Origin of the sequence: Rhizobium sp. Rhizsp42, from assembly GCF_047304155.1 — a bacterium.
GTDB lineage: Bacteria > Pseudomonadota > Alphaproteobacteria > Rhizobiales > Rhizobiaceae > Rhizobium.
In genome coordinates this window covers 151,026-165,787 of record NZ_JBGLYS010000009.1, presented here as the reverse complement: position 1 = coordinate 165,787, position 14,762 = coordinate 151,026, and the positions used below count along the sequence as shown (strand labels likewise).

Annotated in this window: 12 protein-coding genes and 1 pseudogene; 12 read left to right on the top strand and 1 reads right to left on the bottom strand. The window is 61.0% G+C overall.

Going from position 1 to position 14,762, the window contains the following annotated elements; translation table 11 throughout:
* Positions 1–55 precede the first annotated feature (55 nt).
* The 9 genes and pseudogenes from ACCD05_RS11835 to ACCD05_RS11795 all read left to right on the top strand — a co-directional run bounded on the left by ACCD05_RS11835 (position 56) and on the right by ACCD05_RS11795 (position 11,012).
* Positions 56–1,354: a CmpA/NrtA family ABC transporter substrate-binding protein gene (locus ACCD05_RS11835; protein WP_413392777.1), complete on the top strand. Its 1,299-nt coding sequence runs from the start codon at positions 56–58 to the stop codon at positions 1,352–1,354.
* Positions 1,355–1,410: 56 nt separating this feature from the next.
* Positions 1,411–2,304, top strand: coding sequence for a nitrate ABC transporter permease (ntrB, locus tag ACCD05_RS11830; RefSeq protein WP_112437281.1), 894 nt, complete (start codon positions 1,411–1,413; stop codon positions 2,302–2,304).
* Between the two features lie 11 nt (positions 2,305–2,315).
* Entirely contained in the window at positions 2,316–3,113 is a 798-nt protein-coding gene (locus ACCD05_RS11825) for an ABC transporter ATP-binding protein (RefSeq protein WP_413392775.1), read from the top strand.
* Between the two features lie 4 nt (positions 3,114–3,117).
* Entirely contained in the window at positions 3,118–5,580 is a 2,463-nt protein-coding gene (gene nirB, locus ACCD05_RS11820; protein WP_413392773.1) for a nitrite reductase large subunit NirB, read from the top strand.
* Positions 5,581–5,584: 4 nt separating this feature from the next.
* Positions 5,585–5,920: a nitrite reductase small subunit NirD gene (nirD, locus tag ACCD05_RS11815; protein WP_112949352.1), complete on the top strand. Its 336-nt coding sequence runs from the start codon at positions 5,585–5,587 to the stop codon at positions 5,918–5,920.
* 242 nt (positions 5,921–6,162) lie between these two features.
* Entirely contained in the window at positions 6,163–8,820 is a 2,658-nt protein-coding gene (locus tag ACCD05_RS11810) for a molybdopterin-dependent oxidoreductase (protein WP_413392771.1), read from the top strand.
* On the top strand, positions 8,792–9,943 hold the full coding sequence (locus tag ACCD05_RS11805) for an SAM-dependent methyltransferase (protein ID WP_413392769.1): 1,152 nt from the start codon (positions 8,792–8,794) through the stop codon (positions 9,941–9,943). The genes ACCD05_RS11810 and ACCD05_RS11805 overlap by 29 nt, the downstream gene beginning before the upstream one ends.
* A 346-nt stretch (positions 9,944–10,289) precedes the next feature.
* Entirely contained in the window at positions 10,290–10,577 is a 288-nt protein-coding gene (locus ACCD05_RS11800; protein WP_413392767.1) for a hypothetical protein, read from the top strand.
* Positions 10,578–10,707: 130 nt separating this feature from the next.
* Positions 10,708–11,012 (top strand): annotated as a pseudogene (locus ACCD05_RS11795) (hypothetical protein).
* A 46-nt stretch (positions 11,013–11,058) separates the two neighbouring features.
* Here ACCD05_RS11795 and ACCD05_RS11790 read toward each other — a convergent pair.
* Complete coding sequence (locus tag ACCD05_RS11790; protein ID WP_413392765.1) at positions 11,059–11,955, bottom strand: fructose bisphosphate aldolase; 897 nt, start codon at positions 11,953–11,955, stop codon at positions 11,059–11,061.
* Between the two features lie 387 nt (positions 11,956–12,342).
* Between ACCD05_RS11790 and ACCD05_RS11785 the strand changes: the two genes are divergently transcribed.
* The 3 genes from ACCD05_RS11785 to ACCD05_RS11775 all read left to right on the top strand — a co-directional run bounded on the left by ACCD05_RS11785 (position 12,343) and on the right by ACCD05_RS11775 (position 14,672).
* Positions 12,343–14,007, top strand: a complete 1,665-nt coding sequence (locus tag ACCD05_RS11785) for a hypothetical protein (RefSeq protein WP_413392763.1) — start codon at positions 12,343–12,345, stop codon at positions 14,005–14,007.
* A gap of 9 nt (positions 14,008–14,016) precedes the next feature.
* Entirely contained in the window at positions 14,017–14,232 is a 216-nt protein-coding gene (locus ACCD05_RS11780) for a hypothetical protein (RefSeq protein ID WP_413392761.1), read from the top strand.
* Positions 14,233–14,474: 242 nt separating this feature from the next.
* Positions 14,475–14,672 (top strand): hypothetical protein, encoded by a 198-nt coding sequence (locus ACCD05_RS11775; RefSeq protein ID WP_413392759.1) that lies wholly within the window; start codon positions 14,475–14,477, stop codon positions 14,670–14,672.
* Positions 14,673–14,762 lie beyond the last annotated feature (90 nt).

Below are 14,762 nucleotides of genomic sequence, written 5' to 3'. Positions count from 1 at the left end.
GGCGTTTTTTTATTCCCAAAATTCCGGCCAGCACCAAGCAGAGGGAACCTGCGCAATGAGCAAGATAATCACGACCGGCATCACGCGTCGCAGCATGTTGAAGACGACAGCAACCGCAGCCCTGATCACGGCGGTGCGCAGCGCCTTCCCGTCAGGCGCCTTCGCCGCCGGTGCGGGCCCCGAAGTGACGGGCGCCAAGCTCGGCTTCATCGCGCTCACCGATGCCGCGCCGCTCATCGTCGCGCAGGAGAAGGGCCTGTTTGCCAAGCATGGCATGCCCGATGTCGAGGTCGCCAAGCAGGCGTCCTGGGGCGCCACGCGCGACAATCTCATTCTCGGCGGTGCTGCCAACGGCATTGACGGCGCCCACATCCTCTCGCCGCTCCCCTACCTCATGCACACCGGCAAGGTGACGCAGAACAATCTGCCGATCCCGATGACCATTCTCGCCAGGCTCAACTACGACAGCCAGGGCATCTCTGTCGCAAAGGAATATGCCGATACCGGCGTGCAGCTCGATGCGTCCAAGCTGAAGGCGGCCTTCGAGAAGAAGAAGGCCGAGGGCAAGGAGATCAAGGCCGCCATGACCTTCCCCGGCGGCACGCACGACCTCTGGATCCGCTACTGGCTCGCCGCCGGCGGCATCGATCCGGACAAGGATGTGTCGACTATCGTCGTCCCGCCGCCGCAGATGGTGGCGAACATGAAGGTCGGCAACATGGACGTCTTCTGTGTCGGCGAACCCTGGAACGAGCAGCTGGTCAACCAGGGCATCGGCTTTACGGCGGCAACGACTGGCGAACTCTGGAAGGGCCATCCCGAGAAGGCGCTCGGCATGCGTTCGGATTGGGTCGAGAGCAACCCGAACGCCGCCAAGGCGCTGCTGATGGCCGTGATGGAAGCCCAGCAATGGTGCGACAGCATGGACAACAAGGAAGAGATGTCGGCGCTGCTCGGCAAGCGCCAATGGTTCAACGTGCCTCCGAAGGACGTGCTCGGCCGCCTCAAGGGCGACATCAACTACGGGAATGGCCGGGTTGCCCAGGGTACCGACCTCTACATGAAGTTCTGGGCCGGTGGCGTCTCCTATCCCTTCAAGAGCCACGATAGCTGGTTCCTCGCCGAGAATATCCGCTGGGGCAAGTTCGCGCCGGATACCGACATCAAGAAGCTGGTCGACGAGGTCAACCGCGAGGACATCTGGCGCGCCGCCGCCAAGGACCTCGGCGTCGCCGCCGCAGATATCCCGGCATCGTCCTCGCGCGGCAAGGAAACCTTCTTCGACGGCAAGGTCTTCGACCCCGAAAACCCTTCCGCCTATCTCGACAGCCTGACGATCAAAGTCGCGTCCTGATCCGTGCCGCCGGCGTGGACCGCGCCGGCTCTTCCATCCCGCAAGAGGAGCGTAGAATGCCCGCTTTGGCCAAGAAACAAACGATCGCGACATCGGCAACCGCAACAAACACCGCCACCATCCTGCCGCTCGCAAGGCGCCCGGTCGCCAAGATCAACGTCGCGAAGATAGCGGCCACGCTTGCCCGCAACGTGCTGCCGCCGCTCGTCGTGCTCGCCATCCTGCTTGGTGTCTGGCAGGTGCTCTGTTCGTCGCCGACCGCCTCGCTGCCCTCCCCGCATCAGGTCTGGCAGGAAAGCTTCGACCTCATCGCCTATCCCTTCTTCAACTACGGCTCGCAGGATATCGGGCTCGGCTGGCGCGTGCTGATCTCGCTGCAGCGCGTGGCCTACGGCTTTGGCCTGGCCGCCGTCGTCGGCGTCATCGTCGGCGCCGTCATCGGCCAGTCGGTCTGGGCGATGCGCGGCCTCGACCCGATCTTCCAGGTGCTGCGCACAGTGCCGCCGCTTGCCTGGCTGCCGCTTTCGCTCGCCGCCTTCCAGAACGCCAACCCCTCGGCGATCTTCGTGATCTTCATCACCTCGATCTGGCCGGTCATCATCAACACCGCCGTCGGCGTGCGAAACATCCCGCAGGATTACCGCAACGTCGCCCAAGTGCTGCGCCTGAACCAGATCGAGTTCTTCTTCAAGATCATGCTGCCTTCGGCCGCCCCATACATCTTCACCGGCCTTCGTATCGGTGTTGGCCTGTCCTGGCTGGCGATCGTCGCCGCTGAAATGCTCACCGGTGGCGTCGGCATCGGCTTCTTCATCTGGGATGCGTGGAACTCGTCCCGCCTGCCCGACATCATCGTCGCGCTTGCCTACATCGGCGTCGTCGGCTTCGCGCTCGACAAGCTGGTGGCGGCGGTCGGCAAGCTGATCACCCGCGGCGCTTCGGCCAATTGAAGGGAACGACCATGACCGCCTATCTCAAGCTCGACCATATCGACAAGCATTTCGACCGGGCCGGCGTGCGCGCCGAGGTGCTGAAGGGCATCAACCTGACGATCTCCAAGGGTGAGTTCGTCTCGATCATCGGCCACTCCGGCTGCGGCAAGTCCACCCTGCTCAACCTCATCGCCGGCCTGACGCCGGTCTCCTCCGGCGCCGTGCTGCTGGAAAACCGCGAGGTCAACGCCCCCGGTCCCGAACGCGCCGTCGTCTTCCAGAACCACAGCCTGCTTCCCTGGCTCACCGTCTACGAAAACGTCAACCTCGCGGTCTCCAAGGTGTTCAGCAATTCGAAGAGCAAGGCCGAGCGCCACGACTGGGTGATGGCGAACCTCGATCTCGTGCAGATGGCGCACGCCACGGACAAGCGACCTTCCGAGATATCCGGCGGCATGAAGCAACGCGTCGGCATCGCTCGGGCGCTCTCCATGGAGCCGAAGATCCTGCTGCTCGACGAACCTTTCGGCGCGCTCGACGCGCTGACCCGCGCCCATCTGCAGGATGCGGTCATGGAAATCCACGCCCGCCTTGGCAACACGATGGTGATGATCACCCACGACGTTGACGAGGCCGTGCTGCTCTCCGACCGCATCGTGATGATGACCAACGGTCCGGCGGCAAAGATCGGCGAAGTGCTCGACGTGCCGATCGCCCGCCCGCGCAACCGCATCGAGCTTGCCTCCGACCGAACCTACCTCAAATGCCGCGAAGCCGTGCTGAAGTTCCTCTACGAACGCCACCGCTTCGTCGAAGCCGCGGAGTAACCCCATGTCAGACACCCGCATCGAAAAACTCGTGATCATCGGCAACGGCATGGCGCCCGGGCGCATGCTCGAGCACCTGTTCGAGAAGGCGCCGGGCCAATATCAGGTCACGATCTTCAACGCAGAGCCGCGCGTCAATTACGACCGCATCATGCTGTCGCCGATTCTATCCGGTGAGAAGAGCTACGAGCAGATCGTCATCCATGGCGACGGCTGGTACATCGATCATGGGATCACGCTCTACAAGGGCCACAAGATCGTCGCCATCGACCGCGATGCCAAGACGGTGACGTCAGACCAAGGCGTGACGGAGATCTACGACAAGCTGGTGATCGCCACCGGCTCCGTACCCTTCATCATCCCCGTTCCCGGCAAGGACCTGCCAGGGGTCATAACCTATCGCGATCTCGACGACGTGCAGGCCATGCTGCTGGCGGCGCAATCACGCGAGAAGGCGATCGTCATCGGTGGCGGTCTGCTTGGTCTTGAGGCTGCGGCCGGTCTCGCGCAGCGCGGCATGGATGTGACCGTGCTGCATGTGATGCCAACGCTGATGGAGCGCCAGCTCGACCCCGCCGCCGGCTATCTGCTGCAAAAGGCTGTCGAGGAACGCGGCATCAAGGTCATCACCAAGGCCAACACCAAGGCGATCGTCGGCAATGGCAAGGTCGAGGGCATCGAGCTCGACGACGGTCGCATCATTCCGGCAAGCCTCGTCGTCATGGCCGTCGGCATCCGGCCGAATGTCGGCCTCGCGAAGGAAGCCGGCCTTGCGGTCAATCGCGGCATCGTCGTCGACGACGGCATGCGCACCTCGGATGGCGATATCCTCTCACTCGGCGAATGCGCCGAGGTCGGCGGCATGGTCTATGGTCTCGTCGCACCGCTCTACGAAATGGCCCGCATCGCCGCCTCGCACCTTGCGGGCGACACTTCGCCCGCCTTCGTTCACTCCGACACGCCGACCAAGCTGAAAGTCACCGGCATCGATCTCTACTCGCTGGGTGACTTCGCCGATGGCGATGACCGCGAGGAGATCGTGCTGCGCGACGCCACCGCCGGCGTCTACAAGCGCCTGGTGCTGAAGGACAACCGCATCATCGGCACCGTGCTCTACGGAGAGACGGCCGATGGCGCATGGTTCAACGATCTGAAGAAGAAGCAGACCGACATCACCGAGATGCGCGATACGCTGATCTTCGGCCAGGCGTACCAGGGAGGGTCGCCGCTGGACCCTATGGCGGCCGTTGCAGCCTTGCCGGATGATGCGGAAATCTGCGGCTGCAACGGCGTATGCAAGGGCAAGATCACCTCGACGATATCGGCCAAGGGACTGACGTCGCTTGACGACGTCCGCGCCCACACCAAGGCTTCCGCCTCTTGTGGCTCCTGCACCGGCCTGGTCGAGCAGTTGATGTCGTTGACGCTCGGCGACAGCTACAACCCCGCCGCCGTGACGCCGATGTGCACCTGCACCGAACTCGGCCATGACGACGTGCGCCGCCTGATCAAGGCCAAGGGCCTGAAGACGATCCCCGCCGTCATGCAGGAGCTCGAATGGAAGACCTCCTGCGGCTGCGCCAAGTGTCGCCCGGCGCTTAATTACTACCTCGTCTGCGATTGGCCGGACGAATACGCCGATGACTACCAGTCGCGTTACATCAACGAGCGCGTCCACGCCAACATCCAGAAAGACGGCACCTATTCCGTCGTGCCGCGCATGTGGGGCGGCGTGACGAACTCTAATGAATTGCGCGCCATCGCCGATGTCGTCGACAAATTCGAAATCCCGATGGTGAAGGTCACCGGCGGTCAGCGTATCGACCTGCTGGGGATCGAGAAAGAAGACCTGCCGGCCGTCTGGGCCGATCTCGGCAAGGCCGGCTTCGTCTCCGGACAGGCCTACGCCAAGGGACTGCGAACGGTGAAGACCTGCGTCGGTTCCGACTGGTGCCGCTTCGGCACCCAGGATTCCACCGGCCTCGGCATCCGCATCGAGAAGTTCATGTGGGGCTCGTGGACACCGGCCAAGCTGAAGCTCGCCGTCTCCGGCTGCCCGCGCAACTGCGCGGAAGCGACCTGCAAGGACATCGGCGTCATCTGCGTGGATAGTGGCTTCGAGATCCACTTCGCGGGGGCTGCCGGTCTCGACATCAAGGGCACCGAGGTTCTCGGCCTCGTCAAAACCGAAGACGAGGCGCTGGAGCATATCGCGGCGCTGACGCAGATGTACCGCGAGCAGGCCCGCTATCTCGAGCGCATCTACAAATGGGCAAAGCGCGTCGGTCTGGAGGAAATCCGCCGCCAGATCATCGGCGATGCCGACAAGCGCAAGGCCTATTACGATCGCTTCGTCTTCTCGCAGACATTCGCTCAGGTCGACCCCTGGTCGGAGCGCGTCTCCGGCAAGGACAAGCACGAATTCAAGCCGATGGCGACGATCGGCTTTCCCCAGGCAGCGGAGTGAGGAGATGGATATGAATTGGATCTCGATCGGCGACATCTCCGACATCCCGCTGCGCGGCGCCCGCTGCGTGAAGACCCCGCAGGGCAAGATCGCCGTTTTCCGCACGGCGGAGAACGAAGTCTTCGCGATCGAAGACCACTGCCCGCACAAGGGCGGGCCGCTGTCGCAAGGGATCGTGCATGCGAAGGCGGTCACCTGCCCGCTGCATAATTGGGTGATCTCGCTTGAGACCGGCAAGGCACTGGGGGCGGATGAGGGCGAGGTCAGGACCATTCCCGTGAGGAACGAGGATGGGGCGCTGTTTATCGCGTTCGAGAGCTTGATGATGGCGGCGGAGTAGTTGAGCGATGGTGGAGAGATTACCCCCCTCTGTCCTGCCGGACATCTCCCCCACAAGGGGGGAGATCGACTCGTTGTTGGCCCTTTGCCATGCAATAGGCGTTGAAGCTAGCGGTTGCGCCCAGCCAATCTCCCCACCTGTGGGGGGCGCGAAGCGCGGGTCGCGACCCGTGGCTCGACCCCGGCAGTCCGGCAGGACAGAGGGGGGTGACCACGCTCTCGACACCCTGAGAGGGCATCCCCATGCCCACTGAAACCAAGACCACCTGTCCCTATTGCGGCGTCGGTTGCGGTGTGATCGCAACGGTCACCGATGATGGCGCCGTCTCCGTCAAAGGCGATCCAGACCATCCGGCAAACTTCGGCCGCCTGTGCTCCAAGGGCTCCGCGCTCGCCGAAACGATCGATCTCGACGGACGCCTCCTTTATCCCGAAATCGGCGGCCAGCAAACGCATTGGGACACCGTCCTTGATCTCGTCGCCGACCGCTTCTCGAAAACGATCGCCGAACACGGCCCGGACTCCGTGGCCTTCTACGTCTCCGGCCAGCTGCTCACCGAGGATTATTACGTCGCCAACAAGCTGATGAAGGGCTTCATTGGCTCGGGCAATATCGACACCAATTCCCGGCTCTGCATGTCGTCCTCGGTCGCCGGCCATCGGCGCGCATTCGGTGCCGACACGGTTCCCGGCGTCTATGAAGATCTCGAACTGGCCGACCTCGTCATCCTTACCGGCTCCAACCTCGCCTGGTGCCATCCGGTGATCTATCAGCGTCTTGCCGCTGCCAAGGCCGCGCGCCCAGGCATGAAGGTCGTGGTCATCGACCCCCGCCGAACGATGACATCCGATATCGCCGACCTGCATCTGCCCATTCGTCCCGACAGCGACGTCGCGCTGTTCATGGGCCTCTTCGCGCATCTCATTTCGGCCGGTGCGATCGATCAGAATTACGTGGCGGAGTATACCAGCGGCTTCAACGAGGCTTTCGCCACGGCCGCGCTGCTCTCCTCAAACGACATCCTGGAGCAGACCGGCCTGCCGACCATGCAGCTGCGCGAATTCTATCGCCTGTTTACGGCGACCGAAAAAGTCGTCACCTGCTACAGCCAAGGCGTCAACCAATCCTCATCCGGCACCGACAAGGTCAATTCGATCATCAACTGCCACCTTGCCACCGGCCGCATTGGCCGGCCTGGCATGGGCCCCTTCTCGCTCACCGGCCAGCCGAACGCCATGGGCGGCCGCGAGGTCGGCGGCCTCGCCAACATGCTTGCCGCCCATATGGCGATCGAAAACGCCAATGACCGCGATCGCGTCCAGCGCTTCTGGCAGTCACCTGCCATCGCGGAAAAGCCCGGCTTGAAAGCGGTCGACATGTTCAAGGCTGTCGCCGATGGTCGGATCAAGGCGCTCTGGATCATGGCGACCAACCCTGTCGTCTCCATGCCCGACGCCGATGCAGTCGAAGCCGCGATCAAGGCCTGCCCCTTCGTGGTCGTCTCCGATGTCCTGCGCGACACCGACACCACCCGCCATGCCGATGTCTTGTTGCCCTCGCTCGGCTGGGGCGAAAAGAACGGCACGGTCACCAACTCGGAGCGCCGCATCTCGCGCCAGCGCGATTTCCTTGAGGCGCCGGGTCAAGCCCGCGCCGACTGGTGGCAGCTAGCCGAAGTTGCGCGGCGCATGGGCTTTGCGGAAGCCTTCCCCTACGGCTCCCCCTCGCAGATCTTCCGGGAGCACGCAGCTCTTTCGGCCTTCGAAAACGGTGGCAGCCGCGATTTCGACATAGGCGCCCATATCGGCGTGGACAACGCCGCATATGAAGCGCTGGCGCCTTTCCAGTGGCCGCAGGCAGCGGGTCGCGCAAGATCCGACAACCGTTTCTTCGCCGATGGTGGCTTTTATCACGCGGACGGAAGAGCGCGCTTTATCGCAATCCAGCCTACAGTCTGTGATCGCACCAATGCCGACCATCCCTTCACGCTCAATACCGGCCGGATCCGCGACCAATGGCATACGATGACCCGGACGGGCAAAAGCGCCCGGCTTTCCTCACATATTGCCGAGCCTTTCGCCGAACTCCATCCGCGGGATGCATTGGAAATCGGCGTTGGCAATGCCGCGCTGGTTGAAATCGAGAGCCCACACGGAAAATCCATCGCCCGCGCGCTCATCACCGAGCGACAGGCCCGTGGCAGCGTCTTCGTTCCCATGCACTGGAATGATCAATTCGCTGCGAAATCCCGTATCGATGCCGTCGTTGCGCCGGTTACGGATCCAGTCTCGGGCCAGCCTGCCTCCAAGAATGTTGCCGTTTCCGTGCGTCCGCTCAAGCCTGGATTTTACGGCTTCGCCATATCGGTCGCCAAGCCAACGGCCTTGAGCTCGGCCTATTGGGCATTGGCGAAAGCCGATGGCGGCTGGCGGACGGAACTTGCATTCGATGCGCAGCAAGAAGATTGGCATCGCTGGTGCCGGCAGACATTCGCCATCCCGGATCACATTGAGCCATTGGGTTATGCTGATCGTCAATCCGGCGACATGCGGCTGGCATTCTTTAACGGCAATCGCTTGATCGCCGCTCTGTTCATCGCCCGGCAGCCGGTGCCGGTCGCCCGCAACTGGGCAATCTCGCAGCTTGGCGCGACGCACGACGATCTGCGCAGACGTTTCGCGCTCGTCGCAGGTCGGCCGGGTGCAGATAAGCCGGACCCGGGCGCTACCGTCTGCTCCTGCTTCAGTGTCGGGGTCAATCAAATCGCTGCCGCCATCCGCGGCGGCTGCAGCAGTGTCGAGGCCGTTGGAAAGCAGACCAACGCGGGAACCAATTGCGGCTCCTGCCGCGCAGAGATCAAGGGGATTATCGATGGATGTCTTGCAGCCGCGGCGGAATGATGGCTCAGCGCGCCTGGAAGCGCTTGCGAAGCTTCCCGTCTTTTGGGCACTTGAGGGAAAGCGCGTTGTTGTCGCCGGCGGTTCCGATGCCGCGGCCTGGAAGGCCGAATTGCTGGCTGCCTGCGGTGCACAGGTTCAAATCTATGCGCAGACACTATCCGAAACGTTTGAGGCTCTCCTCGCGCGCGGTGCCGCCCATCCGCAAGGCACCCTCACCCACCTCCCACGGGGATGGGACGCCACGATCATGAGTGGGGCTGCCGTCGCGATCGGCGACTGCGAGCCAATGGAGGAAGCGCAACGCTTCTTTGACGCCGCCCGCGGCGCCGGCGTTCCGGTCAACCTTATCGACAAGCCGATGCTCTGCCAATTTCAGTTCGGCTCCATCGTCAACCGGTCGCCGGTGGTGATAGCGATCTCGACGGATGGCGCAGCCCCGGTGCTCGCCCAGGCGATCCGACAGAGGATCGAGACGCTGCTTCCCAGGACGTTGAAAGCCTGGGCGGAACTTGCCCAATCACTGCGCGCATCCGTCAATCAGCGCTTGCAGACCGCATCACTGCGACGGCTGTTCTGGGAGCGGTTTGTTGACCGCGTTTTCGCAAGTTCGGACAAGCCGGCGCGAGAACTTGGTGAACTCTTGCTTCAAGACGCAGACGAACTCGCAAAGCCATCCAGCCTGACGTTAACAAATGGGCGTGTCACGCTGGTTGGTGCAGGGCCTGGCGACGCCGAACTGCTGACGTTGAAAGCCGTTCGCGCGCTGCAGACCGCAGACATCATTCTTTTCGACGATCTTGTCTCGCCTGATATTCTGGAGCTCGCCCGACGCGAGGCACAACGCATGCCGGTGGCAAGTCGCGCCGACGGCAAAAGGACGGACGCCGACGACCTAATGATCCGGCTGGCCAGGAACGGAAAGCGCGTGGTCAGATTGAAAATGGGCGATCCGATGAGCTGTGGACGCACCGGAGCCGAGATCCAATGCCTCGAGCGCGCGCACGTTCCATTCGACATCATTCCCGGAATTCCCGCAGCCGGTATCAAGGTTGCTCGCCGGAGCGTTTCGGCAGCCACGTCGAACGCAAGAAGAATGCCGGACCTTCCGCAGCTTCACGCATGACGCGCAAACGTCGCGGGCTGTCAGCCTCGACACGCATGATACTCGTCCCTCGAGCGCCAATGTATCGGAAATCCGGAAGGTGCTGACCGCTTCCGTGTTCGCCTCTTGGCGTCCAAGTTTGTAACGTTGGGAAACAATCCTGACAACTGCAAGCAGGACATCCAGCAGCTATGCCCGGGCGTGCAGCCGGGCGACGGCGGGCTTATGGCCTGCGCTGGAAGAGCGTCATTGAGCCTGTCACTTCCTTCCGCGATCAGGTTGACGCGCGATCGGATGGCCAATTTTGCGAACAAAATTGCGTTCGCAGCGTTGAGTAGGGGATAGCTTTTTAAAAAGGAGCACCCCGATGAAACGGACATTAGGCGCAATTATTGCCGCGACGATCATATCGGCTGGGAGCCTGAGCCCGGCGATCGCACGTGATCACCACCACCACGACAACACCGGCCGGGCCATTGCCGGAGGCGTGGCCGCTGGTGTTGTCGGCGGTTTGATCGGTGGCGCAATCGCCAACTCCGGTCCTCGTTATGTCGATCCGCCGTCGCCGCGCCCGCGTTGCTGGTACGAGGATCGCGAGGTTGAGAACAATTACGACGGCGGGTCTCATATTGAAACCGTCCGCGTCTGCAACTGATTTGCGCGGAGGCTACGGAAGACAGCTTACGCGGCCAGAAACGCCGCGTAAGCTGTTGTGCGAAGTTTGAATTGACCGAACATAGTGACAGGAAGACAATCGCTGCCGAGAGGAACCGGGAGACGATGTGATGGACGAACCCCAACGTTGGCGCAACATTCAAGCGCGCCAAGAGACGGCAGCCGAATTCTTGTCACGATCTATCCATCCGAGCAGGGACCGGCGGAAGTTGACTTGGCTTACTGGTCGAATGGTGACCGGTTCGGGACCGAGGGTTGGCGCGCGTCCGACTCCTCGCCCGGCCGTTTGATCGAATATGCCGAACCGGAATTGAAGTGCTGGATGCCGATGCCCTCGGCCAGCCTCAACCGCACCTCAATGCCGACGCCCTGGGAAGGCGAGGATAGCTTGCAGCTGGACGGCTCTGGTATCTAGCATTGCCCACCTCTTTAAAGAGGCAGCCGCCGGGCTCCGGCATTCGCTATTTTTTTAAGGCACTCGCGGCGTAGATCTGGTCGATCGCGCGCTCGAGGCTTCGATCAAATTCAGCATTGCTCATCGTGACAAGAAGATCTTCCGCCAAAGCTCTGGAGAAGCTTGCGATCATACCATGATTGCGGCTCAGCTTTTCGCAGGCGTCAGCACGGCTGTAACCACCGGACAGAGCGACGACGCGGATAACCGACTTATGGTCGATCAGCGGCTTGTAGAAGTCCGCAACGGACGGAAGCGTCAGCTTGATCATGACCTTCTGACCGGACGGCAAGGCGTCGAGCTCGCGAAGAATCTCTTCGCGCAGGATAACCTCGGCCTCTCGCTTCGTCGTACTCTTGATCGACACTTCAGGCTCGATAATCGGAACCAGACCATGTCCAAGGATGCGTTGAGCAACGGAAAATTGCTGGTGAACCACCGCCGCAATTCCTGCCCTGTTGGCCTGGGCAATAACTGAACGCATTTTGGTGCCGAATATGCCCTTCTTGACCGCCCGGTCGAGCAGATCGTCAAGATCGGGCATTGGCTTCATGACCTGAACGCCATTCACTTCGGCCGCCAGCCCCTTGTCGACCTTCAAAAACGGCACCACGCCGCGCTCTTCCCAAAGAAAGGCGGGAACCGGCTTGCCGTTGGCCTCTCCGTCCATCGTCCGCTCAAAGAGTATGGCGCCGATCACCTTGTCGCCCGAAAATGCCGGCGCGGTCATGATGCGAACACGCATCTCGTGCACCAGGCGAAACATCTCTTCTTCGCCATGGTAGTCCGCATCCGCTATGCCGTAGAGACGCAACGCTCCTGGCGTCGATCCGCCACTCTGGTCAAGCGCGGCGATAAAGCCGGCTTTGTCGGCCATCTGGGACATCATTTTTGTGTCTGGCATTGTTCCCCCCTGTGCTGCATTTCGCGTGTTTCACAAATGGCGTTCAACCGGGCTTGCATTCCGGTACACAAGCAACCTCTCACATTCCTGCGTAAACAGCCACCTCCATGCGGGGCTCGTCAAAGCTAAAACTGCTTGCTCGGTGATTCCGGCGAACAAAGAGCCGAATGCGGATCTGCGATTATTCGTGACCGTCGCCGCGTCTCACAAAACGCCAGCACCAACGTCGCGACCATGCAAAAATCACGACGTGAGATCGAGGAATTGACGGCCTAACCAATCGAATCATCGTTCAGGGTTTGATCCATCCGCCATTTGCAAGTGCGACAGAAAACTGACTTAATAAAAATCCATTTCTTGGTACGCTAACGTAACAATGGAGGCGTCATGAGCGACTTTCCAAATATTACCTCTCGCGTCGAACGAATTACGCCCGACATCGCCAAGTCTATGCTTGAGCGTATCATTGGCAGCGCCAAACTTGATCATGCTTCCGTGCAGGCATTTCAACGAGACATGCATGATGGACGGTGGATATTGAATGGTTCTCCTATCGTATTGTCTTCCGATGGGCAGGTACTTGACGGCCGGGCACGACTTAATGCCTGCGCACGATCAAACGCACCCTTCGACACCTTGGTGATACAGGGCGTCGATATCAAAGCCTTCGAGACCATTGATTCCATCCGCAAGCGCACGCTTGCGGATGTTCTATCGATGCGCAAGGAAAAGCACGGTCGAGCACTAGGCGCAGCCCTTAAGATTGTTTGGACGTATAACTGGGGAGGAGCACCCGGCACAAGCAAAGGGCCGACCCCCACCACGCTTTTGAGTGTGCTTGAGGAACACCCGGAAATTCGTGACAGCGTCAAGCCGGCGCTACGCGCCATGCCACTCATGCCTCACGGTTGCGGCATCGCGCTCCATTACCTGACAAGTGCAGTTGATTCCGTTCGCGCCGACCAATTTCTAGCACAAATTCAAGATCCTATAACTGACGCCCCTGATGATCCAATCGTCCAGCTGCGGGAGATCTTGCAAACGACGCGCGGACAGGGTGGCGCCAGGAAGCAGACCTATATACTTGCTGTCTCAATCAAGGCCCTGAATGCCTTCCTGGCCGGCAGGACAATCAAGCTGCTGCGCTTTTCGCCAGATCGGGAGAGCTTCCCCCGCATTGTAAACAGCTCCGACTGGGGACCTTTGAGCCGTGCGATTGCTCCTCAGAAACTGGAGGCTGCGCCCCTAAACGCTCACCGGATCAAGATCAAGGCGCTCATGATTGGTCCCGAGATGGCGGACAAGCTATTGGCGGATCGCGGACCAAACAGGGCGGTATCGTCGGCGGTCATAGCCAAGTATGCGCGCGATATCGAGGCTGGTCGCTGGCAACTGAATGGCCAGACGATCAAAATAGATAGCGATGGACGACTGCTCGACGGGCAGCATCGTCTGGAAGCCGTGAAGAAGGCGATGAAGGCTATTCCAGCCATTGTTGTGGAAGGCCTGCCGACCGACGTCATCAACTCCCTCGACATCGGGCGCAAGAGATCGATGAACGACGTGCTTCGCGAGCATGGCGAGACCAATACGATCACTTTGGCATCAGCACTACGCTGGCTTTGGATGATCCGGACGGGCGTGGTTCTGGCCGCGAATTCATCTCCGTCTATCGGCGAATTGCTTGAGCTGCTCGAAGCGGTTCCAGAGATCAGAAATAGCCTGAGAAACGTGGCGGCGATCCACGAGATCATGGGAAACGGCATTGCCGCCGCGCTGCATTGCACCTTCGCGGAGAAGGATGCCGATCTCGCGGACGTATTTTTCGCAAGGCTGATCGACGGTGTGAATTTGGCGGAACACAGTCCCATACGTCATCTGCGCGAACGCTTGATCAAGACCCGTGCGTCACGTCGCGTACGGCTGGCGGAGGCGGAGCGCGTGGCCCTTAGCATCAAGGCGTGGAACGCCTTTCGAAACGACCGACCGCTTCAATTGCTTCTATGGCGCAATCGCGGCGTAGCCCGAGAGGGTTTGCCATCACCTCTGTAGGATAGCACGTTGAAAAAGAAAACAGCCAAGATCCATATCCGCTTGGAGCCCGATCAATACACATTCGTACTAAATGTTGCCCATTTGAGCGCGCTCAAACCATCAACCGTGGTCCGCTTGATGCTGCAAGATACGAGACGATTGGGCGAACGAGGGGCGGCCGAAGCAATTCGCCATCTCGTGCCGGAAGACAAGAGGGATCATATCCGAGGGGAAAGGAAGTAAGCTGGCGTCATTCAGGAGCCGTCAGCGGGAACTCTTGACACGCGGACCCTGATCCGGTCGCCTGCCCCGCCACTAGTCTCCAGCGCCCGCCCCTGTTTCAACCGCGTCTCGATCAGTTGGCGTAGCAGCGCACGGGCGTCGTTGGGCTGCGAGCCATATTGCTTCATCAGCCGATCGAGTGAGGGAACCAGTCTCGTCTCCGGTCATTAACCTGCGAGGAGCAGCGAAAGGAGATTGGACCAATGGCCAAAGACGTGACAAATCGCCGGGCGAAGGAGCATGTTGACGAAGATCAGAATGGTGTGATCGTTGCCGGACCGGAAGCACACGCACGCGAGCGTTCCGGAAAGGATCCTACTCATAAGACAGCACCGAGAGAAGACAAAGGTGCGGCGAAGTCAGATGCGGGTGCGGGACGTGGCCCGAAGAAGACCAGCTAGTCTGGCGATGACCAGCGCGAAGACGGCCCGACGATAGCCCGCCAGAAGACAGAGAACCTCCCGTGCGCTGTGGCACACGGGAGGTTCTTT

Bases quoted from the DNA above. Each gene is read 5' to 3' on its own strand.
- ACCD05_RS11810 (WP_413392771.1), top strand. From the start codon at position 6,163: ATGCCCACTGAAACCAAGACCACCTGTCCCTATTGCGGCGTCGGTTGC.
- ACCD05_RS11805 (WP_413392769.1), top strand. From the start codon at position 8,792: ATGGATGTCTTGCAGCCGCGGCGGAATGATGGCTCAGCGCGCCTGGAA.
- nirB (WP_413392773.1), top strand. From the start codon at position 3,118: ATGTCAGACACCCGCATCGAAAAACTCGTGATCATCGGCAACGGCATG.
- ACCD05_RS11775 (WP_413392759.1), top strand. From the start codon at position 14,475: ATGGCCAAAGACGTGACAAATCGCCGGGCGAAGGAGCATGTTGACGAA.
- ACCD05_RS11835 (WP_413392777.1), top strand. From the start codon at position 56: ATGAGCAAGATAATCACGACCGGCATCACGCGTCGCAGCATGTTGAAG.
- ACCD05_RS11825 (WP_413392775.1), top strand. From the start codon at position 2,316: ATGACCGCCTATCTCAAGCTCGACCATATCGACAAGCATTTCGACCGG.
- ACCD05_RS11790 (WP_413392765.1), bottom strand. From the start codon at position 11,955: ATGCCAGACACAAAAATGATGTCCCAGATGGCCGACAAAGCCGGCTTT.
- ACCD05_RS11785 (WP_413392763.1), top strand. From the start codon at position 12,343: ATGAGCGACTTTCCAAATATTACCTCTCGCGTCGAACGAATTACGCCC.
- ntrB (WP_112437281.1), top strand. From the start codon at position 1,411: ATGCCCGCTTTGGCCAAGAAACAAACGATCGCGACATCGGCAACCGCA.
- ACCD05_RS11800 (WP_413392767.1), top strand. From the start codon at position 10,290: ATGAAACGGACATTAGGCGCAATTATTGCCGCGACGATCATATCGGCT.
- nirD (WP_112949352.1), top strand. From the start codon at position 5,585: ATGGATATGAATTGGATCTCGATCGGCGACATCTCCGACATCCCGCTG.